At 55.6% G+C, this 23,701-nt stretch carries 19 protein-coding genes; 13 read left to right on the forward strand and 6 right to left on the reverse strand.

The window, feature by feature from the left end; all coding sequences use genetic code 11:
* Window positions 1-9 precede the first annotated feature (9 nt).
* Entirely contained in the window at window positions 10-1,113 is a 1,104-nt protein-coding gene (gene gldA / locus ACH1XZ_RS21055; protein ID WP_395597039.1) for a bifunctional L-1,2-propanediol dehydrogenase/glycerol dehydrogenase, read from the forward strand.
* A gap of 155 nt (window positions 1,114-1,268) precedes the next feature.
* Here gldA and katG read toward each other — a convergent pair whose 3' ends face one another.
* Both katG and metF read right to left on the reverse strand, forming a co-directional pair.
* A complete protein-coding gene (gene katG / locus ACH1XZ_RS21060) occupies window positions 1,269-3,443 on the reverse strand; it encodes a catalase/peroxidase HPI (protein WP_395597040.1) in 2,175 nt (724 codons plus the stop codon).
* A 379-nt stretch (window positions 3,444-3,822) separates the two neighbouring features.
* A complete protein-coding gene (gene metF / locus ACH1XZ_RS21065; protein WP_185668801.1) occupies window positions 3,823-4,710 on the reverse strand; it encodes a methylenetetrahydrofolate reductase in 888 nt (295 codons plus the stop codon).
* Window positions 4,711-5,163: 453 nt separating this feature from the next.
* Between metF and ACH1XZ_RS21070 the strand changes: the two genes are divergently transcribed.
* Both ACH1XZ_RS21070 and malI read left to right on the forward strand, forming a co-directional pair.
* Window positions 5,164-6,663, forward strand: a complete 1,500-nt coding sequence (locus ACH1XZ_RS21070) for a PTS transporter subunit EIIC (RefSeq protein WP_395597041.1) — start codon at window positions 5,164-5,166, stop codon at window positions 6,661-6,663.
* A gap of 90 nt (window positions 6,664-6,753) precedes the next feature.
* A complete protein-coding gene (gene malI / locus ACH1XZ_RS21075) occupies window positions 6,754-7,770 on the forward strand; it encodes a Mal regulon transcriptional regulator MalI (RefSeq protein WP_395597042.1) in 1,017 nt (338 codons plus the stop codon).
* Here malI and ACH1XZ_RS21080 read toward each other — a convergent pair.
* A complete protein-coding gene (locus tag ACH1XZ_RS21080) occupies window positions 7,743-8,651 on the reverse strand; it encodes a LysR family transcriptional regulator (RefSeq protein ID WP_395597043.1) in 909 nt (302 codons plus the stop codon). The two genes, malI and ACH1XZ_RS21080, sit on opposite strands and share 28 nt — an antisense overlap.
* 88 nt (window positions 8,652-8,739) lie before the next feature.
* Between ACH1XZ_RS21080 and ACH1XZ_RS21085 the strand changes: the two genes are divergently transcribed.
* The 3 genes from ACH1XZ_RS21085 (at window position 8,740) to ACH1XZ_RS21095 (ending at window position 11,286) form a co-directional block, all read left to right on the forward strand.
* The gene (locus ACH1XZ_RS21085; RefSeq protein WP_395597044.1) at window positions 8,740-9,111 is read left to right on the forward strand and encodes a carboxymuconolactone decarboxylase family protein; all 372 of its coding nucleotides are present in this window, start codon (window positions 8,740-8,742) and stop codon (window positions 9,109-9,111) included.
* Window positions 9,112-9,283: 172 nt separating this feature from the next.
* Complete coding sequence (gene tssD, locus ACH1XZ_RS21090; RefSeq protein WP_395597045.1) at window positions 9,284-11,029, forward strand: type VI secretion system tube protein TssD; 1,746 nt, start codon at window positions 9,284-9,286, stop codon at window positions 11,027-11,029.
* A complete protein-coding gene (locus tag ACH1XZ_RS21095) occupies window positions 11,011-11,286 on the forward strand; it encodes a bacteriocin immunity protein (protein ID WP_395597046.1) in 276 nt (91 codons plus the stop codon). The genes tssD and ACH1XZ_RS21095 overlap by 19 nt, the downstream gene beginning before the upstream one ends.
* A gap of 48 nt (window positions 11,287-11,334) precedes the next feature.
* Here the strand turns inward: ACH1XZ_RS21095 and ACH1XZ_RS21100 are convergent, their stop codons facing one another.
* Together ACH1XZ_RS21100 and metB are read right to left on the reverse strand one after the other, a co-directional pair.
* Window positions 11,335-13,767 (reverse strand): bifunctional aspartate kinase/homoserine dehydrogenase II, encoded by a 2,433-nt coding sequence (locus ACH1XZ_RS21100; protein ID WP_395597047.1) that lies wholly within the window; start codon window positions 13,765-13,767, stop codon window positions 11,335-11,337.
* Between the two features lie 2 nt (window positions 13,768-13,769).
* Window positions 13,770-14,930 (reverse strand): cystathionine gamma-synthase, encoded by a 1,161-nt coding sequence (metB, locus tag ACH1XZ_RS21105; RefSeq protein ID WP_395597048.1) that lies wholly within the window; start codon window positions 14,928-14,930, stop codon window positions 13,770-13,772.
* A 260-nt stretch (window positions 14,931-15,190) separates the two neighbouring features.
* Here metB and metJ point away from each other — a divergent pair, with 260 nt between their 5' ends.
* On the forward strand, window positions 15,191-15,508 hold the full coding sequence (gene metJ, locus ACH1XZ_RS21110; RefSeq protein ID WP_004107547.1) for a met regulon transcriptional regulator MetJ: 318 nt from the start codon (window positions 15,191-15,193) through the stop codon (window positions 15,506-15,508).
* A gap of 308 nt (window positions 15,509-15,816) precedes the next feature.
* Here metJ and rpmE read toward each other — a convergent pair whose 3' ends face one another.
* Window positions 15,817-16,029, reverse strand: coding sequence for a 50S ribosomal protein L31 (rpmE, locus tag ACH1XZ_RS21115; RefSeq protein ID WP_395597049.1), 213 nt, complete (start codon window positions 16,027-16,029; stop codon window positions 15,817-15,819).
* A 201-nt stretch (window positions 16,030-16,230) separates the two neighbouring features.
* Here rpmE and priA point away from each other — a divergent pair, with 201 nt between their 5' ends.
* The 6 genes from priA (at window position 16,231) to menA (ending at window position 23,631) form a co-directional block, all read left to right on the forward strand.
* A complete protein-coding gene (gene priA / locus ACH1XZ_RS21120; protein ID WP_395597050.1) occupies window positions 16,231-18,426 on the forward strand; it encodes a primosomal protein N' in 2,196 nt (731 codons plus the stop codon).
* A 150-nt stretch (window positions 18,427-18,576) separates the two neighbouring features.
* Complete coding sequence (gene cytR, locus ACH1XZ_RS21125) at window positions 18,577-19,599, forward strand: DNA-binding transcriptional regulator CytR (RefSeq protein ID WP_035892361.1); 1,023 nt, start codon at window positions 18,577-18,579, stop codon at window positions 19,597-19,599.
* Window positions 19,600-19,697: 98 nt separating this feature from the next.
* Window positions 19,698-20,663: a cell division protein FtsN gene (gene ftsN / locus ACH1XZ_RS21130; protein WP_395597051.1), complete on the forward strand. Its 966-nt coding sequence runs from the start codon at window positions 19,698-19,700 to the stop codon at window positions 20,661-20,663.
* 101 nt (window positions 20,664-20,764) lie between these two features.
* Window positions 20,765-21,295: an ATP-dependent protease subunit HslV gene (gene hslV, locus ACH1XZ_RS21135; RefSeq protein WP_035892358.1), complete on the forward strand. Its 531-nt coding sequence runs from the start codon at window positions 20,765-20,767 to the stop codon at window positions 21,293-21,295.
* A 9-nt stretch (window positions 21,296-21,304) separates the two neighbouring features.
* Entirely contained in the window at window positions 21,305-22,636 is a 1,332-nt protein-coding gene (gene hslU, locus ACH1XZ_RS21140) for an HslU--HslV peptidase ATPase subunit (protein WP_123651619.1), read from the forward strand.
* Between the two features lie 68 nt (window positions 22,637-22,704).
* Window positions 22,705-23,631 (forward strand): 1,4-dihydroxy-2-naphthoate polyprenyltransferase, encoded by a 927-nt coding sequence (gene menA, locus ACH1XZ_RS21145; RefSeq protein WP_395597052.1) that lies wholly within the window; start codon window positions 22,705-22,707, stop codon window positions 23,629-23,631.
* The last annotated feature ends 70 nt before the right edge of the window (window positions 23,632-23,701 follow it).

Raw genomic sequence — 23,701 nt, forward strand, 5'->3', positions numbered from 1 at the left:
GAGAAATGTATGGATCGCATTATTCAATCACCAGGTAAGTATATTCAGGGTGCAGACGTGATCACGCGTCTTGGTGACTATCTGAAGCCAATGGCCAATAGCTGGCTGGTCGTCGGTGATAAATTCGTGCTGGGATTTGCCGAAGAGACGCTGCGTAAAAGCCTGACCGACGCAGGCCTGTCCGTTGAGATCGTGCCGTTTGGCGGCGAGTGTTCGCAGAACGAAGTTAACCGTCTGCAGGACGTGGCGAACAGCGCAAAATGCAGCGCCATTTTAGGTATCGGCGGTGGGAAAACGCTGGATACCGCTAAAGCGCTGGCCCACTTTATGAATCTGCCGGTGGCGATTGTTCCTACCATCGCCTCCACCGATGCGCCATGTAGCGCGCTCTCCGTTCTGTATACCGACGACGGTGAATTTGACCGCTATTTGATGCTGCCGCACAACCCAAACATGGTTATCGTCGACACCAAAATTGTTGCCGGAGCCCCAGCACGTCTGCTGGCAGCCGGTATTGGTGATGCATTGGCCACCTGGTTTGAAGCCCGCGCCTGCTCACGTAGCGGCGCCACCACCATGGCCGGTGGCAAATGCACCCAAGCCGCGCTGGCGCTGGCCGAGCTGTGCTATAACACGCTAATTGAAGAAGGCGAAAAAGCGATGCTAGCCGCCGAACAACACGTGGTGACCCCAGCGTTAGAGCGCGTGATTGAGGCCAACACCTATCTGAGCGGCGTCGGCTTTGAGAGCGGTGGCCTGGCCGCAGCACACGCCATCCATAACGGCATGACGGCGATTCCAGACGCGCATCATTACTATCATGGTGAGAAAGTCGCGTTTGGTACGCTGACTCAGCTGGTTCTGGAAAACGCCTCGGTGGAAGAAATTGAAACCGTTGCCGCCCTGTGCCACAGCGTCGGCCTGCCGATCACCCTGGCGCAGTTGGATATCAAAGAAGATATTCCGACGAAGATGCGTCTGGTCGCGGAAGCAGCCTGCGCCGAAGGGGAAACCATCCACAACATGCCTGGCGGCGCGGACCCTGACCGCGTTTACGCGGCGCTGTTGGTGGCTGACCAGTATGGGCAGCGTTTTCTGCACGAGTGGGAGTAATTCCCCTTACCCGTCTTTAAAATCTATACCCACAAACCGCACTAAACGGTCCCCTCTCCCTCTGGGAGAGGGTTAGGGTGAGGGGTCTCCCCGCACCAAACCTACAAACAAAAATCCCCGCTTTCGCGGGGATTTTTTATTCCATCACGCCAACCTTACAGCAGGTCGAAACGGTCCAGGTTCATCACTTTCACCCATGCCGCCACGAAGTCTTTCACAAACTTCTCTTTTGCATCGCTGGAAGCATAAACCTCCGCCAGCGCGCGCAGTACGGCATTAGAGCCAAAGACCAGGTCAGCGCGCGTCGCGGTGTATTTCACCTCTCCGCTCGCACGGTCACGGCCTTCGAACAGCTCGGACGTTTCGTCGGTCGCTTTCCACTCGGTGCGCATATCCAGCAGGTTGACGAAGAAGTCAGTGCTGAGCGCGCCCACGTTGTCGGTAAAGACGCCGTGGTTGCTGCCGTCGAAGTTCGCACCCAGTACACGCATACCGCCAACCAGTACCGTCAGTTCAGGCGCAGTCAGGGTCAGCAGCTGTGCTTTGTCGATCAGCAGAGATTCAGTGGTCGCTTCGCCCGGTGCCGCGCGGTAGTTACGGAAGCCATCGGCAATCGGCTTGAGCAGCTCAAACATCTCGATGTCCGTCTGATCCTGACGCGCATCCACGCGGCCTGGGGTAAACGGAACCTTGATATCAACGCCGGCCGCTTTCGCTGCCTGCTCAACGCCAACCACACCTGCCAGCACAATAATATCGGCCAGAGAAGCCTTGTGCGCTGACTTGTAGATACCTTCCAGCACCGGCAGAACGCGAGCCGCCGTGGCGTTCACTTCCCAGTCACGCTGTGGTGCCAGCGCCAGACGCGCACCGTTTGCCCCACCGCGCTTGTCACCGCCGCGGAAGGTAGAAGCCGACGCCCATGCGACCGACACCAGCTCACCCACGGAGAGGCCGGACGCCGCAATTTCAGCCTTCAGGCTTTCGATATCTTCGGCGGTTGGGTTGAAGAACGCATGCGGCAGCGGATCCTGCCAAATCAGATCTTCACGCGGCACTTCTGGGCCGATGTAACGCGCTTTTGGCCCCATATCACGATGGGTCAGTTTGAACCACGCGCGGGCAAAGGCTTCGTTAAAGGCCTGCGGGTCGTTCAGGAAGCGGCGAGAAATTTTCTCGAAGTCCGGATCGAAGCGCAGCGTCAGGTCGGTCACCAGCATGGTTGGTTTACGTTTTTTAGACGGGTCGAACGGGTCTGGAATAATATCCGGAGCGTCTACCGCTTCAAACTGGATAGCGCCAGCCGGGCTGCGGGTCTGCACCCATTCGTATTTGAACAGGTTCTCGAAGAAGTAGTTGCTCCACTGGGTAGGGGTCTGTGTCCAGACCACTTCCAGACCGGAAGTGATGGCATCTTTACCCGCCCCGCTGCCGAAGCTGTTTGCCCAGCCCAGGCCCTGAGATTCAATCGGTGCTGCTTCCGGATCCGGACCAACGTGCGTTGCCGAGGCCGCGCCGTGGGTTTTACCCAGCGTGTGACCACCGGCAATCAGCGCCACGGTCTCTTCGTCGTCCATCCCCATGTTACCGAAGGTGGCGCGAATCGCCGATGCCGCAGACAGCGGTTCACCGCTGGCGTTTGGCCCTTCCGGGTTCACGTAGATAAGGCCCATTTCGGTGGCCGCAAGCGGACGTTTTGCCAGCTCTTCCGGGTCACGGTGCGCCAGCCAGGCTTTTTCATCACCCCAGTTTACGTCCTGATCTGGTTCCCACACGTCTTCACGTCCGGCACCAAAACCAAAGGTACGGAAGCCAGAGTTTTCCAGCGCCACGTTACCCGCAAGGATATACAGGTCGGCCCAGGAAATTTTCTGCCCATATTTCTGTTTGATTGGCCACAGCAGACGACGCGCCTTATCCAGGCTCACGTTATCCGGCCAGGAGTTCAGCGGTGAAAAACGCTGTTGACCACGCCCTGCGCCGCCGCGACCATCGGTAGAACGGTAGGTACCCGCACCGTGCCACGCCATGCGGATAAACAGCCCCACATAGCTGCCCCAGTCGGCAGGCCACCAGGATTGCGAATCAGTTAACAACGCACGAATATCACCTTTCAGTGCGGAGTAATCTAATTTGCTGAATTCTTTGCGGTAATCGAAGTCTTCACCCAGCGGGTTAGATCGATTGGAATGCTGATTAAGTAGATCAACGCGAAGCTGCTTCGGCCACCAGTCCTTGCTACTGGTGCCAGCGCCGGCGCTTAAATCGTGATCACCACCGTGGTGGAAAGGACATTTACCTGCGTTCTGGATATCGTCTGGCGTGCTCATCACTATGCTCCCTTACAGTATTTATCGTTAAGATATACACCCCTGCTGATAAGTTATAGCTGAAATGACCCACGGATTTGATAGTTAATTCCTCTTATTTTTCCCTTGTCAGAGAGGAATTTCTGCGCAGGTCGAGTCTATCCTTGCACAATTTGGGGTAAGTTGACTGTGATCGATCGGGAGAAATGACAAGAAACCACTCAAAATATAAGGAGTTTCTTATGTCTAAGCGGGAGTTTGAACGCGAGTCGTTGCCCGGTGGCGCTTCGCTTACCGGGCCTACAAAATACCAATGTCGTAGGCCGGATAAGCATCGCGCCATCCGGCAAAATCGCACCACATCGTAGGCCGGACAAGCGTAGCGCCATCCGGCAAAATATTACGCGGGACGCACGCCCAGCGTGTGGCAAATGGCGTAGCTCATTTCCGCGCGGTTCAGAGTGTAGAAGTGGAAATCTTTCACCCCTTCACGGCTCAGGATTTTCACCATGTCCATGGCGATATTCGCGCCCACCAGCTTGCGGGTTTCAGCGTCATCGTCCAGACCGTCGAACATCGTCGACATCCAGGCAGGAATGCGCACGTTGGTCATGTCGGCAAATTTCTTCGCCTGCTTGAAGTTCGACACCGGCAGAATGCCTGGGATAATTTCCACATCGATGCCCGCCGATACGCAGCGGTCACGGAAGCGCAGATAGCTTTCAACATCGAAGAAGAACTGGGTAATGGCGCGGTTTGCACCGGCTTCCACTTTACGTCTCAGGTTGAGCAGATCCGCCTGGGCGCTTTTGGCTTCCGGATGCACTTCCGGGTAGGCCGCCACGGAGATATCAAAGTCCGCCACGTCTTTCAGTAAAGTGACGAGATCGGAAGCATACATTTCCGGCTTACCGCTGCCCGGCGGCAGGTCGCCACGCAAGGCGACGATATGGCGGATGCCGTTGTTCCAGTAGTCCTGAGCGATAGCGCGTAGTTCATCACGGGTGGCATCGATGCAGGTCAGGTGCGGTACCGCTTCCAGACCGGTGCGGTCTTTAATACCTTTGATGATGCTGTGCGTACGGTCGCGCTCACCGGAGTTAGCACCGTAGGTGACCGATACAAATTTCGGCTTCAGGCTGCTTAGGCGATCGATTGAGTTCCACAGGGTTTGCTCCATTTCACTGGTGCGCGGCGGGAAAAATTCGAAAGAAACGTTAATCTGCCCCTGAACTTCAGCCAGACTCTGATTCAGCGCTTCCCGCTGGTTGGCGTGAAAAAAGCTCATACCTTACCTCTATCAATCGCGTGTCATTATTGTTGTGTTGTGAACATCTATCCGTTTAGACGTCTGGATGTAAAAATGCCGCAAAAGCGGGCAGGCGTCAATAGAAAAATCCGCGTAAAAAGTGAGTTATCTGCAATCAAGATGAAAAATATTCACCTCACCCGCTAACGGAGCAGGCTGTGCTGCCAGAAGACCATTTTCCACGCATAAATAGCCGGGTTAGCCTTTGAGACTCGCGCCACCCAGTCATATTAACCACACCTTTACTATGGCATAAAATTTGAGAACTAGATCTCATATTTTTCACGCATCCACCGACTAAACAAAAATTCCATTGCAGACGTTAATGACTTGTTTCACGATAAGTAGAACGTTCTACTAAAACGTTATACTCACTATAAACAGGGTTACTAAAAGCACGCACGAAGAGGCGTCTGCTCGGGGGAAATCAGTATGAGTCTGATTCAAAGTGTTGTTAAATCGCTTTCCAAATTGTCGATGATTGGCCGCGCGCTGATGCTGCCGATCTCGCTTCTGCCCGCGGCGGGTTTGCTGCTGGCGTTCGGGGATAAATTCCATCTGCCGCTGATGATGAACGCCGGTGGGATTATCTTCGACAACCTGCCGATGCTTTTTGCTATCGGTTCTGCAGTCGGCCTGGCCTCTGAGTCAGGTATTGCGGCGCTGTCCGCCGCCGTTTCTGTCTTTGTCACCAACATCACCATCAGTACCGTGCTCGGCATTACGCCGGAAATGGCGGGACAAGGTGGGAAATATGCGATGGTGGTGGGTATTCCCACCCTGCAGATGGGCGTGTTTGGCGGACTGATTTGCGGCATCCTGGCGGCATGGTGCTATAACCGTTTCCACAAAATGCAGCTGCCAGAATTCCTCGGCTTCTTCTCCGGCAAGCGCTTCGTGGCAATTGCTACCGCGCTGCTGTCGTTCGCGCTCGGCTTGATCCTGCCATACATCTGGCAGCACATTCAGGCGGGTATCGACGCGCTGTCTGTGGTGATCAACGGTGATAACCAGGCGGCCTCGACCTTTATCTTCGGGCTGGTTGAACGTGCGCTGATTCCACTCGGCCTGCACCACATCTGGTATCCGTCTTTCTGGTACTCCTTCGGTGATTACACCACCCATACCAGTCAGGTGATCCACGGTGACCAGACCATCTGGTTCAAAATGCTGGAAGAAGGGGTGAAATCCTTCAGCAGCGATACCTACCAGAACGCCGGTAAATTCATGCAGGGCGAGTTCCCGCTGATGCTGTTCGCGCTGCCAGCGGCCTGTCTGGCGATGTACCACGAAGCGCACACCAAGAATAAAAAAATCGCTGCCGGTATCCTGTTCTCCGCTGCGCTGACCTGCTTCCTGACCGGGATCACCGAGCCGGTTGAGTTCACCTTTATCTTTGTGGCGCCGATTCTCTACGTCTTCAACGCCATTATGGCTGGTCTCTCCTACATGGTGATGTACCTGCTGCATGCGCACATCGCCAAGTCGTTCTCGGCCGGGCTTATCGACTACATCTCCTTCGGGATCCTGCCGTCGTTTAACGGCTACCAGACCAACTTCCTGAATGCGATTATCGTCGGTATTCCGATGGGGCTGATTTACTACTTCACCTTCCGCTTTGTGATTCGCCGTTTCGACGTCAAAACGCCGGGCCGTACGGAAACCACGGTCAGCGCCAACGACAAAACTGACGAAGACCTGGCAACGGAGATTATCGACCTGCTGGGCGGCGAACAGAACATCGCGTCCGTAGGTTCCTGCATTACCCGTCTGCGTCTTGAAGTGACGGATAAAGGGACAGTGGACAAAGATGGGCTGAACAATATCGGTGCTCGTGGCGTCGTTTTCGTCGGCGATCACGGAATTCAGGTAATATTTGGCGCACGAGCGCAATTTATCGCAGAAACCATGTCGACGATGATTGGCAAATAATCATAAGATTATGATCGGTTGGAGGTTCCCGTTACGGATGGGAGCCTCCTTGTTTTGCGTGGATTGGCGTGACGGCTCAGGGAGTGATTTTTGAAGAAGGTCAGCATAATTGATGTCGCGAAGCGAGCGGGCGTGTCGGTTTCTACCGTATCGCTAGTGCTTCGCCAGAAAGGCAAAATCTCCGATGCCACCATCGAAAAAGTGCAGGCTGCCATCCATGATCTGGGCTACGTCCACAACGTCGCCGCCGCCAACCTCCGTTCGAACACCTCCAACCTGATTGGCCTGATCCTACGCGACTTCAGCGACAGCTTTTCCATCAAAGTGATGGCGAGCATCGTCCAGGAGCTGGAAGCACAGGGCTATATGGTTTTTCTCGGTCAGCCGCTGAACGAGCATGAACACCTGGAACGCTGCCTACTGTCTTTCAAGCAACAAGGGGTTGCCGGGGTTATCTATCTGGCTTCCGATTCCCGCCGCGATACGTTACCCGCGCAAATTCGTCAGTGCCCGCTCCCGCTGGTCGTCGTCTCACAGTCGCCGATTAAAGATGAGTGCAACCGCGTGCTGCGCGATAACCAACAGGCGGCCAGCCTGGCAACGCGCTATCTGCTGGAACGCGGTCATCGCTATATCGCCTATCTCGGCGGTCTGGAAAACTGCCTTATCCGCCAGCAGCGCCTGGTGGGCTTTCGCAGTACCCTCACCCGCCTTGGGATCACCCATCGCGAAGAGTTCAGCCCCGCCTGCGGCGACGATACCTATGCCGCCAGCGTCGCCACGCGCCAACTGCTGGAAAACAACAACGCCATTACCGCGCTGCTGTGTCATTCACCGGATGCAATGATCGGCTGTATCGATGGGATTCATAAAGTGGGGCGCACGGTAGGGAAAGACGTTTTCCTAACGCAGCAGGTTGCCCTCATTGGCTTTGAAGATATGCTGCATATCAACCTCACCTCGCCGGCCTTTACCTATGTCTCTTCCGCCAGCGAAGAGACCGGACGGCAGGCGGCCACGCTGATGATCCGCAAGCTCAAAGAGCCTGCGCTACAGAATCAGTCGATTACGCTTTCCGGTCAGTTAGTGACGCGCGAGTCGGCCTGAACCACATCCACAAGCCAGGCAAGGCGCGCCGCATTTTCCGGTAACGTCACCAGACCACACTGCACGCAAAGCGCCACTTCATTAATCGGCCTGAACGCCACGCCCTGACGCTGAATGGCAGAAAATGAGGCAGGAAACAGGCTCAGCCCTTCACCGCGGGCGATGCGCGCCAGCAGCACATCGTGCTCCAGAGGTTCTTCAATGTAGGTTGGGACATAACCCGCACGACGGAAAATATCGCGGGTAAAGTCGAAGAACGCCGGATTACGTTCGCGTTTAAACCAGAATAGCGGCCTGCCGTTCAGCATGCTCAACGTCAGTTGCTTTTGTTCCGATTCAGCCCATTGAACCGGCAGCGCCGCAATCAGCGGTTCCTCCCGACTAAGCCGCGTCACGCTGAGCCCCGAGGTTTCCAGCGGTAGCGCCACCAGCGCGGCATCCAGTTTTCCCCGTCGCACCTGACGCACCAGCTCCGGCGAGCCGTGTCGCACCACGTGCAGCGTCTCCACCTGTACTGCCAGCGCCGTTTCCAGCGCGGCAAAAACGCCCTGCTCAAACGCGGTGGTTAGCCCCATACGCAGCGACGGTGTGCCAGACTGAGCGAGCTGGCTCAAAGCGGTATAGGTTTCATCCTGCTGCGCCAGCAGCGGGTGAATAATCTCCAGCACCCGCCGCCCCTCAGCCGTTAAGGTCAGCCCCTTGGTATGGCGGACAAAAAGCGTCACCCCCAGCCGCTCTTCAAGCTGGCGAATGTGGCGGCTCAGCGGTGGTTGTGACATATACAGTCGGTCAGCCGCGCGGCGCATGTTGTTCTCTTCCGCCACCACGGCAAAGTAACGCAGCAGGCGGATATCGAGAGCATGTAGGGGAGAAGTAGTCATACCGAAAAGGTATCACGAAATCGGTATTATCCAAATGAATCCACGCGCTCTATCTTCTCGTCATACGCTAACGAACGAGGGATTTATCATGGATTCAGAACGCTATATTACCGGTCAGAAAATGCTGCAACAGGTTGATGGGAAAGGTGGGAATGCCGTTGTCGATAGCCTGAAGGACATCGCGCCCGACTTCGCCCGCTATCTGCTTGAATTCCCGTTTGGCGATATTTATGCACGTCCGGGGTTGGACCTTCGCAGCCGGGAAATTGCCACCGTTGCCGCGCTCACCGCCATGGGTAACGCCGCACCGCAGCTTAAGGTACACATCGCCGCTGCGCTGCACGTTGGCTTAACGCAGGAAGAGATTATTGAGGTGATAATGCAGATGGCGGTTTATGCGGGATTTCCAGCGGCGCTAAACGGCCTGTTCGCCGCAAAAGAGGTGTTTGGGCGACGGTGACTATTTATACTCGATATATTATTTTCACCACCAGCAAATTTCTATATATATTCCGTACGGAATACGATTTTTATTTAATTTCGATAAGCATCAATAGCTAATGCATTAGCCCACTTTTTCCATTATCAAATATCCACGCAAGGAAAATCAGACGCGGATAAAGGCAAAGGGAATGGGCGATATTATTTACCTGCGAATAACAGGTGAAAGGCAAGGGGGTATTTCGGCGGGGTGCGGGACCGATGCATCGGTAGGTAATCGCAGGCAACGCGGACATGAAGACGAGATATTTGCTTTTTCTCTCATTAATGCGCTGAGCCGTACAGGAAATGGCATTAATCTTCAGAACCTGCGTTTTACCAAATTAATCGATAAAAGCACCCCGCTATTTTGTAATGCAATCACTAATAACGAAAGGCTGTTTATTGAAATTGATTTCTGGCGAATAAACCGAACCGGCAGATGGGATCGCTATTATTACATTGAGCTGAGAAATGCTTCGGTAACCAACATTCGCACGCGGGTTACGCTTAACGCGCTTGATACCGAAGATATTTCGCTGGCGTATGAATATATTCTCTGCAAGCACCTTATCGCTGGCACTGAATCCGATTATCTGGCATTTCCCGATGAATATAATCATCTGTTTATACCACACCGTTCCCAGCCGCTCGCTACCCCTAAACCTGCGACGCTAAAACAACCACCACCCGCCCCTGAAATCACCCCTGTTTACGCCAAATCTTGCCTGAAAGCAAAAGGATGTACGGATGCCGGAAACGCAGCAGAACCGGCAGCAAATTTTGGCCAGATGGCGATATTTGCCCAACCGGTGGTCGATGATTGTTGCGGATATGATCATCCTGTAGAAGCCTCTGGCGCACCACTGGCTCTCGGCAGACTAACGCAGATCTGGGGCGAATGGTCGCTGAGTGGCACACTCGGTGCGGCAAGAGCAATACCATGGATAGGCGCACTGGCCTCCGCTCTGTATATCCCATCGACCGGTAAAGGCAGTGCTCGTGTCCCCGGACGCGATGAATTCTGGTACGAGGAAGAATTACGGAAAAAGGCGCTTACCAGAGATACAGCCACTACCCGAGTCCGTTTCTTCTGGGGAACCGATATCCACGGAAAGCCGCAGGTTTACGGTGTGCATACCGGCGAAGGCACGCCGTATGAAAATGTGCGCGTCGCCAATATGCTGTGGAACAGCAATACTCAGCGTTACGAATTCACACCCGCCCACGGCGCAGACGGGCCGCTGATTACCTGGACGCCGGAAAGTCCGCAGAACGGTGATATCCCCGCCCATACGGGCAACCATGCTCCGCCAATCGACCAGCCGACGATTCTGGTTAATCCCATCCCGGAAGGCCAGGGCGAATACACCACGCCGCCGCTCCCGGTGCCAGATATCGCCGATTTTAACGATTATATTCTGGTATTTCCGGCAAATTCCGGGGTTCAGCCAATTTATGTTTATCTTAAAACAGCCAGGGATGAACCGGGTATGGCTACAGGAAAAGGTGAAATTTTGTCTGACAATGGCCATTGGCTGGAAACAGCAAATTCCGGGCTTGGGGCACCAATACCCATACAAGTTGCAGATAAATTGCGGGGAAGAACTTTTCGCAACTTCGACCATTTCAGGGAGGAGTTCTGGCTTGCGGTGTCAGAATGCCCTGAACTTTTAAGACAGTTTACCAAATCTAACCAGACGATCATTAAGAGTAAAGGTGCACCATTTGTCATTGAAGAACAGGCAATTGGAGGACGTGAGCTTTTCGAGTTACACCACATAGAACAAATTCAATACGATGGGCCCGTTTACGACATCGATAACTTACGAATTAACACCCCACGTAACCACATTCGTATTCATAAAGAGAAAAATAAATGTTTAAAGAACACTTAGAAAATTATACTGAAGCTGAGATGTTAGATTATCTTCATGAATTTTTTGATAATCCTGAAGATTTAAAGGGACAGGATCTGACTGAACATTTCAGTCAGCTAGTAAGACATTTAATTAAGATTACTAACCATCCTGAGGGTAGAGATCTTGTTTTTAACCCTCCAGGTGATAGAGAAGATTCACCTGAAGGGATTATGCGAGAAATCAAAAAATGGCGGAAATCCCAAGGACTCCCGCTCTTTAAAGACACCGAATAACGTTTTTACCGTTGGCCGGATAAGCGCAGCGCCATCCGGCAACCCAAACTACAGCAGCTGTGCCAGACGGTTAATATCCGACTGAATCGCCCCGGCGGTCACATCGCGACCGGCGCCCGGCCCACGAATCACCAGCGGGTTATCGCGGTACCAGCGGCTCTCAATCGCAAAGACGTTATCGCACGGCAGCAGCGATGCCAGCGGGTGCTCCTGACGTACGGCTTCCACGCCAACGCGGGCTTTGCCGTTAGCATCGAAACGCGCCACGTAGCGCAGCACCAGCCCCATCTCCTGCGCCGCTTCCAGGCGCTGGAGCATCTGCTCGTTCAGCTCGTCACCATTTTCAAAGAAGTGGTCGATAGAGCCCTCTTCACAGTGCGCAGGCACCAGAGATTCAACGCGTACCTGGTCCGGCTCGATATCGTAGCCCGCTTCACGCGCCAGAATCACCAGCTTGCGCATCACGTCTTTACCGGAAAGGTCGACGCGCGGATCGGGTTCGGTCAGCCCCTGCTGCCAGGCCTGATCCACCAGCTCGGTGAACGGCACGCTGCCGTCGAACTGTAAGAACAGCCAGGAGAGCGTACCGGAGAAGATACCGCTAATCGCCAGAATGCTGTCACCGCTGTCGATAAGGTCACGCACGGTGTGGTTCACCGGCAGACCCGCGCCGACGGTCGCGTTATACAGCCAGTGGCGGCCGGTTTTGTCGAACGCGTCATGGATCTGGCGATATTTATCGCTGCTGCTGGCCCCGGCCAGCTTGTTAGCGCTGATCACATGGAAACCATGGCTGGCGAAATCCAGATACTGATCGGCCAACTGCGGGCTGGCGGTCACGTCCAGCACCACGAGATCGTCGTACGGGTGCGCACGCATCCACAGGAACAGCGACTCTTCATCTTGTTCAATCGCTTCATCGTCGAAGAAGGCCAGCGCGCGGCTGGCATCGAGCCCTTCATAGTTCAGCAGGCTACGGCGGCTATCCACCACCCCGGCCAGCACAAACTCAAAGCCAGTACGGGCAGAGAGCGTGCTTTGCTCGCGGGCAAACAGCTCCAGCCAGCGGGAACCGATGTTGCCTTTGCCGAACAGCATCAGGCCGATACGTTTTTCCGCGCGGAACAGCGACTGGTGCAGGCCTTGAATCAGGCTTTCGGTTGGCCCCGCGCGCAGCACGGCGACCAGACTGATACCCTCTTCCGACTGCCAGGTAAACTCAACCGGCTGGCCCTTCAGCTGCTGCCAGAAACGGTGGCAGTGCAGCGGGTTACGGGTGACGCCTGCGCCTACCATTGCCACCAGCGCCAAACCCTGACGCAGGCGAAGCTCGCCCGGCAGGCCCGCTTCATCGAGAATTTTCAGCGCGCTATCGGCAACTTCCGAGGTGTAGCAAAACTGCAGCAGCTTGTGATCGGCATGCACGCCTACCGCCAGCGGGCGGATTTGCGCGCGCTTGAGTAATTGGTCTATCTCTTTATACGCCAGCTTGAAGTCCTGGCTTGCCGGCACGCGGAACTCAATCAGGCAGACGTCATCATGGCTGGTGACGATACGCGCGCCGGTGCCGGAGGCGAGCACGCGCTCAATGCGCGTAGAGCCCTGATCCGGTGTATAGCTACAGCGTAATTGCAGGTCGATATCGCTGCCGGAAACCGGCTGCAAGGTACGCGCGTGAAGTACCGGCGCGGCAAGACGCGCCAGCTCGCTGGCTTCATCCAGACGCAGCAGCGGCAGCAGGCAGGCATCCTTCACTTTACGCGGGTCGGCACTGTACACCCCCGCCACGTCGCTCCAGATGGTAACGCGGGAAACTCCCGCCAGCGCACCGATTTGCGTCGCGGAGTAGTCGGAGCCGTTACGCCCCAGCAGCACGGTTTCACCCGCGTTGTTGCGGCTGATAAAGCCAGTAACCACCAGACGTTTTCCTGGATGCTGCGCCAGAAGCTGTTGCAGCAGCGGATAAGAGAGGCCTTCGTCTACCTGTGGCTGCGCAGAGCGCTCGGCACGTAAAAACGCGCGGGCATCCAACCAGGCGGCGTCCAGACCTTGCAGCTTCAGGACTTCCGCCATCAGACGAGCCGACCACAGTTCGCCATGACCAACCACTTCCGCATATACCGCGTCGTTAACGCCGTTATCCAGCAGCCCGGCCAGACGCTCCAGGTCGTGAATGAAATCAGCAATCATGCCGTCGGCAATCTCGGCAGGCAGCAGGCCGCTAATCAGTTCGGACTGATAGCGGCGCAGCGTCTGCTGAACCTGATGCGCAGAGAGGCGATCGGTCTGGCTGAGCTTCAGCCAGCTAATCAGCTGGTTGGTGGTGCTCCCTGCGGCGGAAACGACCATCATATCGCCGGGCTGAGAGTACTCCGTCATAATTCCGGCAACGCGCAGGTAACACTTCACATCCGCCAGACTACTCCCACCAAATTTATGCAGCTGACGCTCTTTCGCCCCTGCCTGCGCAATCACACTCATGTTTACCCCTCTGCTGCGACCCGGAATCCATTTTCCAGATCGGCAATTAAGTCCTGGCTATCTTCAATACCGGTTGAGATACGCAGTAACGTCTCAGAAATACCTGCGGCCGCGCGCGCTTCCGGGGCCATACCCGCGTGGGTCATGGTGGCCGCGTGAGAAATCAGGCTCTCTACCCCACCCAGCGATTCCGCCAGGGTGAAGAGCGACAGCCCGCTCAGGAAGCGACGCAGCGTCTGTTCATCACCGTTCAGTTCAAAGCTCAGCATCGCACCAAACCCTTTCTGCTGGCGAGCGGCAATTTCATGCCCCTGGTTATCCGGCAGAGAAGGATGATACAGCTTTTTCACCAGCGGCTGGGTTTTCAGGAAATCGACAATCGCCTGGGCGTTGCGCTGTGCCACGTCCATGCGCGGTACGAGCGTACGCAGGCCGCGCAGCAGCAGGTAGCTGTCGAACGCGCCGCCGGTGACGCCGATATTATTCGCCCACCATGCCAGTTCTGTGACCGTTTCAGGATCTTTTGCAATTACCACGCCGGCGACCACATCGGAGTGGCCGTTCAGATATTTGGTGCAGGAGTGCAGGACCAGATCCGCACCCAGCGACAGCGGGTTTTGCAGCGCCGGGCTCAGGAAGGTGTTATCCACCACGCTGACCGCACCGGCTTCACGCGCCAGCTGGCAAATTTTGGCGATATCCACCACACGCAGCAGCGGGTTGCTTGGGCTTTCGACCAGCACCAGCTTTGGCTTTTCCGCCAGCGCCGCTTTTAACGCTTCATCATTGCCCTGATCGACAAACAGCACGCGATAGCAGCCGCGTTTTGCCAAGCTATCGAACAGGCGGTAGCTGCCGCCGTAGCAGTCGTGTGGGGCTACCAGCAGGTCGCCAGGCTTGAGGAATACGGTAGTCACCAGGTGAATCGCCGACATGCCCGTATTGGTCAGAACCGCGCCAGCGCCTCCTTCCAGTTCGGCCAGCGCCCGCTGAACCACATCACGCGTCGGGTTACCGCGACGTGAATAGTCATGCGCACGCGGCTCGTTAAAGCCGGTAAAGTTATAGGTACTGGAAAGATGAATCGGCGGGACAACACAACCATACTGCTCGTCGTCATTTAATCCGCTACGCACTGCGATGGTGGCCTGTTTACGGGTCATGAGGATTCGTTCCTGGCAAGGTCGGTGAAAAGTCGGACTCCAGAGTAAACATTGTTGTCATAGCCGTCAATACATCTAGACTTCTAAACTTCTTTGCGTATAGATTGAGCTATTGGCAAATAGCCGTTAAAATTATATGCATTAGCGCACATCTGCGAAGCTGAAGCTCGTGTCACAGCAAGGCTCTGTACGGTAAACTACGCGCGATCACGGCCGTGACCCGGCCTGTTAACTTATGACTAGAGGATTAAAGGTATCTCATGGCTGAATGGAGCGGCGAATATATCAGCCCATACGCTGAGCACGGTAAGAAGAGTGAGCAAGTAAAAAAAATTACGGTTTCCATTCCTCTGAAGGTGTTGAAGATCCTCACCGATGAACGCACGCGTCGCCAGGTGAACAACCTGCGTCACGCCACCAACAGCGAACTGCTGTGTGAAGCGTTCCTGCATGCATTTACCGGTCAACCGTTACCTAACGATGAAGACCTGCGTAAAGAGCGCAGCGATGAAATTCCGGAAGCGGCGAAAGAAATTATGCGTGAACTGGGAATTGACCCGGATACGTGGGAATACTGATTGGCAGGCATAAAAAAAGCAGAAATTACTTTCTGCTTTTTTTTCGAATTTTTTCAGCGTCTTAGAAGCGTGTTACTTCAGGATGCAGTTCAGACATAGAGATCAGGTAAGAAACAAAAACGTTTTTGATTGCGGTCAGCATAGTCACACCTTTACCCATAGTTATTTTGTGGTCGTTTGATGGGCAAATAATAAGCTTATCCGCAGCACGGCGCAATATTTTCGTGACGCTCGTCACAAAAAATTTTACGACTGCCGACATTCAGAGACAAAAAAAGCGCCCTGAGGCGCTTTTTTCGCTTGGCAACTTACTTGCTGCCTGGGATGCTGAAACGCTTGTTGAAGCGGTCAACACGGCCACCGGTAGCAACATCACGCTGCTTGCCAGTATAGAACGGGTGGCATTTACCGCACACGTCCAGGTTCAGGTTGTGACCAACGGTAGAGCGGATCTGCATGACGTTACCGCAAGAACAAGTTGCAGTAATTTCTTCGTATTTCGGGTGAATATCTTTTTTCATGGGAAAACCTCGGTTAAGGCCGCGTCGCTCTTCCAGCCCTAACGCCAGACACCACGCGATGTTAATAGTATAGGTCGATGATACAAAGATGCATCAAAGGCGGCGAATCATACAGAATTTGACCAGCAGATGCAAACTGATCCGCGCTCCCTTACCACAATGTGTATACTGTCTCGCCAGATTTCAAGTCAGGAAGAAAACATGCCCGTTGCTCACGTTGCCCTGCCTGTTCCGCTGCCCCGCACCTTTGACTACCTGCTGCCTGATGACCTCAGCGCGAAAGCGGGCTGCCGCGTGCGCGTGCCGTTTGGTAAACAGGAACGCGTGGGGATTGTCGTCTCGGTCAATGAGAGCAGCGAGCTGCCGCGCGATGAGCTAAAAGCGGTCATCGAAGTGCTGGACGGCGAGCCGGTCTTCTCCACTTCCGTCTGGCGGCTGCTGTTGTGGGCGGCGGACTATTACCATCACCCGATTGGCGACGTGTTGTTCCACGCGCTGCCCATTTTACTGCGCCAGGGGAAACCCGCCAGCGCCACGCCGCAGTGGTTCTGGTTTGCCACTGAGCAGGGACAGGCGGTGGACATTAACAGCCTCAAGCGCTCGCCAAAACAGCAGCAGGCGCTGGCCGCACTGCGTCAGGGGAAAATCTGGCGCCATCAGGTCGCGGAGATGGAGTTTAATGAAAGCGCAATGCAGTCGCTGCGTAGCAAAGGGCTTTGCGAGCTGGGCAGTATTGCGCCGGAAACCATCGACTGGCGCACCACCTATTCCGTGCCCGGTGAACGCCTGCGCCTGAACACCGAACAGGCAACCGCCGTGGGAGCGATTCACAGCGGGTCCGATGAATTTTCCGCCTGGCTGCTGGAAGGCATCACCGGTTCAGGCAAAACGGAAGTCTACCTTAGCGTGCTGGAAAACGTGCTGGCGCAGGGTAAACAAGCGCTGGTCATGGTGCCGGAAATCGGCCTCACGCCGCAAACTATCGCCCGTTTCCGCGAGCGCTTTAATGCGCCGGTAGAAGTGCTGCACTCGGCACTGAACGACAGCGAGCGCATGGCTGCCTGGCTCAAGGCCAAAAGCGGTGAAGCGGCGATCGTCATCGGCACCCGTTCATCGCTGTTTACGCCGTTTAAAAATCTCGGCGTCATTGTCATCGACGAAGAGCATGATAGCTCCTATAAGCAGCAGGAAGGCTGGCGTTATCACGCCCGCGACCTTGCGGTATGGCGCGCGCACAGCGAGCAGATCCCCATAATCCTCGGCTCGGCGACACCGGCGCTGGAAACCCTGCTCAACGTACGTCAGCACAAGTATCGCCTGCTGCGTTTAACGCGTCGCGCGGGTAACGCCCGTCCGGCAACCCAGCACGTGCTGGATTTGAAAGGCCAGCAGCTTCAGGCCGGGCTTTCTCCGGCGCTGATCAACCGCATGCGCCAGCATTTGCAGGCCGATAACCAGGTCATTTTATTCCTCAACCGCCGTGGATTCGCCCCTACGCTGCTGTGCCACGACTGCGGCTGGATTGCCGAATGTCCGCGTTGCGACAGCTACTACACGCTGCACCAGGCGCAGCATCATCTGCGCTGCCATCACTGTGACAGCCAGCGCCCTATTCCGCGCCAGTGCCCATCCTGCGGCTCAACGCACATGGTGCCGGTGGGCTTGGGCACCGAGCAGTTGGAGCAAGTATTAGCGCCGATGTTCCCCGGCGTGCCGCTCTCGCGTATAGACCGCGATACCACCAGCCGTAAAGGCGCACTGGAACAGCATCTGGCAGAAGTGCATCGCGGCGGCGCGCGTATCCTGATTGGCACCCAGATGCTGGCGAAAGGTCACCACTTCCCCGACGTCACGCTGGTGGCCCTGCTGGACGTCGATGGTGCGCTGTTCTCCGCTGATTTCCGCTCAGCGGAACGCTTTGCCCAGCTTTATACCCAGGTTTCCGGCCGCGCCGGGCGCGCGGGTAAGCAGGGTGAAGTGGTTTTGCAAACGCACCACCCTGACCACCCGCTGCTGCAAACGCTGCTTTATAAAGGCTACAACGCCTTCGCCGAGCAGGCGCTGGCGGAACGCCAGACCATGCAGCTGCCGCCGTACACCAGCCACGTGCTGATTCGCGCCGAAGATCACAACAACCAGCAGGCACCGGTATTCCTGCAGCAGTTGCGTAACCTGATACAGGCCAGCCCGCTGGCGGACGACAAGCTATGGGTGATTGGCCCGGTTCCGGCGTTGGCGCCGAAACGTGGCGGCCGCTACCGCTGGCAGATACTGCTTCAGCACCCTTCGCGCATTCGCCTGCAGCATATTGTCACGGCGAGCCTCGCGCTCATCAATACGCTGCCGGAATCCCGCAAGGTGAAGTGGGTTCTCGACGTTGACCCAATCGAAGGTTAATGCAGAGTTGCGAGCGGGATCTAGAAATCAAACAAACATCACATTTTTGATGAAAATTCTGTAACGGATCCCCCTAACTATCTGATAAAAGTGTGTCAGATGTCAGGTCACATAGGACGTGCCTGCGCCAGTTAGCGAGGAGAAAATCAGGTGAAGGCTAAAAAACCGGTTGTTGCCGCAACCATGAAGGATGTTGCCCTGCAAGCGAATGTCTCTACGGCAACCGTATCTCGTGCATTGATGAACCCAGAGAAAGTCTCGCAGGCGACGCGTAACCGCGTGGAGCAAGCGGCGCTGGAAGTGGGCTACCTGCCGCAGATGCAGGGACGTAACATGAAGCGCAATGAGTCGCGCACGATTCTGGTTATCGTTCCGGATATTTGCGATCCCTTCTTTAGCGAAGTGATCCGCGGGATCGAGGTGACGGCAGCGGCTCAGGGTTATCTGGTGCTAATTGGCGACTGTGCGCACCAGAATCAGCAGGAAAAAACCTTCATCGATTTAATCATCACCAAGCAAATTGACGGCATGCTGCTGCTGGGTTCGCGTCTGCCGTTCGACGCCAGCATTGAAGAGCAGCGCAATCTGCCGCCAATGGTGATGGCCAACGAATTTGCTCCCGAACTGGGGCTGCCGACGGTACACATCGACAACCTCACCGCCTCGTTCGATGCCGTTAACTATCTTCACGAACTCGGCCACCAGCGTATCGCCTGTATCGCCGGGCCGGAAGAGATGCCGCTGTGCCATTATCGTCTGCAAGGTTACGTGCAGGCGCTGCGTCGCTGCGGTATCACCGTTGACCCTCACTATATCGCCCGCGGCAACTTCACCTATGAAGCCGGCGCTAACGCACTGGAACAGCTGCTGGCACTGCCTCAGCCGCCAACCGCCATTTTCTGTCACAGCGATATTATGGCGCTGGGCGCACTCTCTTACGCTAAACGTCAGGGGCTGAAAGTCCCGGATGACCTGTCCATTATTGGCTTCGATAACATCTCGCTGGCTGAGTTTTGCGACCCGCCGTTAACCACCGTTTCTCAACCACGTTTCGATATTGGTCGGGAAGCCATGCTGCTGTTGCTGAATCAACTGAGCGGGCAGTTTGTTGATAGTGGTTCGCGTCTGCTGGATTGCGAACTGATCATTCGTGGCAGTACAAGCAAAATTTGATGTAAAGCAGGGTGCTTTAGGACTTGCTTGTCTGGTCAAAGCCCCGTCGCTTAAGTAACATGTCGGGCTAACTAACGGAAAAAGACAGCGAAACGATAGTGGCACAACGAGACTATGTACGCCGCAGCCAACAGGCACCTTCGCGGCGCAAGAACAGCGCTTCACGGAATACACGGAAAAAGCAAAGTAACTTTCCGGCAGTCTCTCCTGCCATGGTGGCGATTGCTGCCGCGGTTGTCGTCGCCTTTATCGGCGGTTTGTACTTCATCACGCATCATAAGAAAGAAGAGTCTGAATCACTTCAGAGCCGCCAGGTGACCGGGAACGGCCTGCCGCCGAAGCCGGAAGAGCGCTGGCGCTATATCAAAGAGCTGGAAAGCCGCCAGCCAGGCGTACGTGCGCCAACCGAACCGTCTGCGGGCGGGGAAGTGATCAACCCGAATCAGCTTACCGACGAGCAGCGCCAGCTGTTGGCCCAGATGCAGGCGGATATGCGCCAGCAGCCAACGCAGCTGACGGAAGTGCCGTGGAACGAGCAAACGCCAGCCCAGCGCCAACAGACCTTGCAGCGCCAGCGCCTGGCGCAGCAGGCTCAGCAACAGCAGTGGTCGCAGCAGCAGGTCGTACAGCAGCCACAAACGCGCGCGCCGCAGCCGGTTCAGCAGCAGCATCAAACCCAGCAGGCGCCAAAGGCAACGGTCTCCAACAAGGCGCCGTATCAGGATCTGTTGCAAACGCCAGCGCATACCGCTGCCTCGCAGCCAAAAGCGCAGAGCAATAACGGTATCCCGGAAGTGCGTGAAGTGACGCCACCGCCGAAGCCAGAGAAAAAAGACGATCGCCGCTGGATGGTACAGTGTGGTTCGTTCAAAGGTGCTGAGCAGGCGGAAACCGTCCGCGCGCAGCTGGCATTTGAAGGCTTTGATTCCAGAATCACCACCAACAACGGCTGGAATCGCGTGGTCATCGGCCCGGTCAAAGGCAAAGAGAACGTCGATAACACCATCGCCCGCCTGAAGCTGGCGGGTCACGGAAACTGCATTAGGCTCGCCTCCGGGGGTTGAAACCCCCAAAAACCCCCCCATCTATACTTACATTCTGCCCCGTACGCGTTAAAGCGATACGGGGCCCCTATATCTCGTATTTGCAACAAAGGGGTCTGCTCGTGACAACAATAGTAAGTGTTCGCCGTAACGGCCACGTCGTAATCGCCGGTGATGGTCAGGCCACGTTGGGCAATACCGTCATGAAAGGCAACGTGAAAAAAGTCCGCCGTCTGTATAACGACAAAGTGATCGCTGGTTTTGCTGGCGGCACCGCGGACGCCTTCACGCTGTTCGAACTGTTTGAACGTAAGCTGGAAATGCACCAGGGCCATCTGGTCAAAGCCGCCGTTGAGCTGGCGAAAGACTGGCGTACTGACCGTATGCTGCGCAAGCTGGAAGCCCTGCTGGCGGTCGCGGACGAAACCGCATCGCTTATCATCACCGGGAACGGTGACGTCGTGCAGCCAGAAAACGACCTGATTGCTATCGGCTCTGGCGGCCCGTACGCCCAGGCCGCTGCCCGCGCCATGCTGGAAAATACCGAGCTTAGCGCGCGCGAAATTGCTGAAAAAGCGTTGGATATCGCAGGCGACATCTGCATCTATACCAACCATTTCCACACCATTGAAGAATTACCGTCTAAGGCGTAAGGATCTCCCATGTCTGAAATGACCCCACGCGAAATTGTCAGCGAGCTGAACAAACACATTATCGGTCAGGACGCGGCTAAGCGTTCTGTCGCTATCGCCTTACGTAACCGCTGGCGCCGTATGCAGCTCGACGAAGAGCTGCGCCACGAAGTGACGCCGAAAAATATTCTGATGATCGGCCCAACCGGCGTCGGTAAAACCGAAATCGCCCGTCGTCTGGCGAAGCTCGCCAACGCACCGTTCATCAAAGTCGAAGCCACTAAGTTCACCGAAGTGGGCTATGTGGGTAAAGAAGTGGATTCTATCATCCGCGATCTGACCGATTCTGCTATCAAAATGGTACGCGTTCAGTCTATCGAGAAGAACCGCTACCGCGCAGAAGAGATGGCGGAAGAGCGCATTCTCGACGTGCTGATCCCACCGGCTAAAAACAACTGGGGCCAGGCAGAGCAACAGGCCGAGCCTTCCGCAGCGCGCCAGGCATTCCGCAAGAAACTGCGTGAAGGCCAGCTGGACGACAAAGAGATTGAGATCGATCTCGCCGCAGCGCCGATGGGCGTCGAAATCATGTCCCCTCCGGGCATGGAAGAGATGACCAGCCAGCTGCAGTCCATGTTCCAGAACCTGGGCGGCCAGAAGCAGAAACCGCGTAAGCTGAAAATCAAAGATGCGATGAAGCTGCTGATTGAAGAAGAAGCGGCGAAGCTGGTGAACCCGGAAGAGCTGAAGCAAGACGCTATCGACGCGGTTGAGCAGCACGGCATCGTGTTTATCGACGAAATCGACAAAATCTGTAAGCGCGGCGAATCCTCCGGCCCGGACGTTTCCCGTGAAGGTGTACAGCGCGACCTGCTGCCGCTGGTTGAAGGCTGCACCGTCTCCACCAAACACGGTATGGTCAAAACCGACCACATCCTGTTTATCGCCTCCGGCGCATTCCAGGTGGCGAAGCCGTCAGATCTGATCCCTGAATTACAGGGTCGTCTGCCGATTCGCGTTGAGCTGCAGGCGCTGACCACCAGCGACTTCGAGCGCATCCTGACCGAGCCAAATGCCTCTGTTACCGTACAGTACAAGGCGTTGATGGCCACCGAAGGCGTGAACATCGAGTTCACTGAATCCGGTATCAAGCGTATCGCCGAAGCGGCGTGGCAGGTGAACGAAACCACCGAAAATATCGGTGCTCGTCGTCTGCACACCGTTCTGGAACGTCTGATGGAAGATATCTCCTATGACGCCAGCGACCTCAACGGTCAAAGCATCACAATTGATGCGGAATATGTGAGCAAACATCTGGATGCATTAGTCGCAGATGAAGATCTGAGCCGTTTTATCCTATAATCGCGGTCACTGCATTTTCATCTTTAATTGATGGGGCTGAAAAGCCCCATTTTTATTGGCTAATTATTATGACAAATACACCTGTAAGCCGCTCTCAGGCATGGCTGGAAAGTCTGCGCCCGAAAACGTTACCTCTGGCCTGTGCGGCAATCGTCGTCGGCACCACGCTGGCATGGTGGCAAGGGCACTTCAACGCGGGCGTGACCGTGCTGGCGTTGATAACCGCAAGCCTGCTGCAAATTCTCTCCAACCTCGCCAACGACTACGGCGATGCGGTGAAAGGCAGCGATAAACCGGACCGCATCGGGCCGCTGCGCGGTATGCAAAAAGGGGTTATCACCAAGGAACAGATGAAGCGCGCGTTGATTATCACCGTCGGGCTTATCTGCGTCTCTGGCCTTGCTCTGCTGTTTACCGCTTCGCAGACGACCGGTGATTTTATCGGCTTCCTGGTGCTGGGGCTGCTGGCGATTATTGCCGCCATCACCTACACCGTCGGCACGCGCCCGTATGGCTACATTGGCCTTGGCGACGTCTCGGTGTTGATCTTCTTCGGCTGGCTGAGCGTAATTGGTAGCTGGTATTTACAGACGCACACCCTGAGCAGCGCCATTATTCTGCCTGCGACCGCCTGCGGCCTGCTGGCAACGGCGGTGCTGAATATCAATAACCTGCGCGACATCGACAGCGACCGCGAAAACGGTAAGAACACGCTGGCCGTGCGTTTAGGGCCGGTTAATGCCCGCCGCTACCACGTGTGTCTGCTGATGGGGACGCTGGTCTGCCTGGCGCTGTTCAACCTACTCTCGCTGCATAGTCCGTGGGGCTGGCTGTTTATTCTCAGCGCGCCGTTGCTGGTGAAACAAGCGCGTTTTGTGATGCGCGAGCGCTCCCCGCAGGCGATGCCGCCAATGCTGGAAAGAACGGTAAAAGGGGCATTATTAACTAACCTACTGTTCGTCATCGGAATTGTGCTGAGCAAGGCGCTGGCTTAACTGACAAATATCAATTAACAATTGATGATTTTGCCAACAATGCATAGAGCGCGATATACTAAAATCACTC

Origin of the sequence: Kluyvera chengduensis, from assembly GCF_044197065.1 — a bacterium.
GTDB classification, from domain to species: Bacteria; Pseudomonadota; Gammaproteobacteria; order Enterobacterales; family Enterobacteriaceae; genus Kluyvera; species Kluyvera ascorbata_C.

Bases quoted from the DNA above. Each gene is read 5' to 3' on its own strand.
- gldA (WP_395597039.1), top strand. From the start codon at position 10: ATGGATCGCATTATTCAATCACCAGGTAAGTATATTCAGGGTGCAGAC.
- katG (WP_395597040.1), bottom strand. From the start codon at position 3,443: ATGAGCACGCCAGACGATATCCAGAACGCAGGTAAATGTCCTTTCCAC.
- metF (WP_185668801.1), bottom strand. From the start codon at position 4,710: ATGAGCTTTTTTCACGCCAACCAGCGGGAAGCGCTGAATCAGAGTCTG.
- ACH1XZ_RS21070 (WP_395597041.1), top strand. From the start codon at position 5,164: ATGAGTCTGATTCAAAGTGTTGTTAAATCGCTTTCCAAATTGTCGATG.
- ACH1XZ_RS21080 (WP_395597043.1), bottom strand. From the start codon at position 8,651: ATGACTACTTCTCCCCTACATGCTCTCGATATCCGCCTGCTGCGTTAC.
- ACH1XZ_RS21085 (WP_395597044.1), top strand. From the start codon at position 8,740: ATGGATTCAGAACGCTATATTACCGGTCAGAAAATGCTGCAACAGGTT.
- tssD (WP_395597045.1), top strand. From the start codon at position 9,284: ATGGGCGATATTATTTACCTGCGAATAACAGGTGAAAGGCAAGGGGGT.
- ACH1XZ_RS21095 (WP_395597046.1), top strand. From the start codon at position 11,011: ATGTTTAAAGAACACTTAGAAAATTATACTGAAGCTGAGATGTTAGAT.
- ACH1XZ_RS21100 (WP_395597047.1), bottom strand. From the start codon at position 13,767: ATGAGTGTGATTGCGCAGGCAGGGGCGAAAGAGCGTCAGCTGCATAAA.
- metB (WP_395597048.1), bottom strand. From the start codon at position 14,930: ATGACCCGTAAACAGGCCACCATCGCAGTGCGTAGCGGATTAAATGAC.
- metJ (WP_004107547.1), top strand. From the start codon at position 15,191: ATGGCTGAATGGAGCGGCGAATATATCAGCCCATACGCTGAGCACGGT.
- rpmE (WP_395597049.1), bottom strand. From the start codon at position 16,029: ATGAAAAAAGATATTCACCCGAAATACGAAGAAATTACTGCAACTTGT.
- priA (WP_395597050.1), top strand. From the start codon at position 16,231: ATGCCCGTTGCTCACGTTGCCCTGCCTGTTCCGCTGCCCCGCACCTTT.
- hslU (WP_123651619.1), top strand. From the start codon at position 21,305: ATGTCTGAAATGACCCCACGCGAAATTGTCAGCGAGCTGAACAAACAC.
- menA (WP_395597052.1), top strand. From the start codon at position 22,705: ATGACAAATACACCTGTAAGCCGCTCTCAGGCATGGCTGGAAAGTCTG.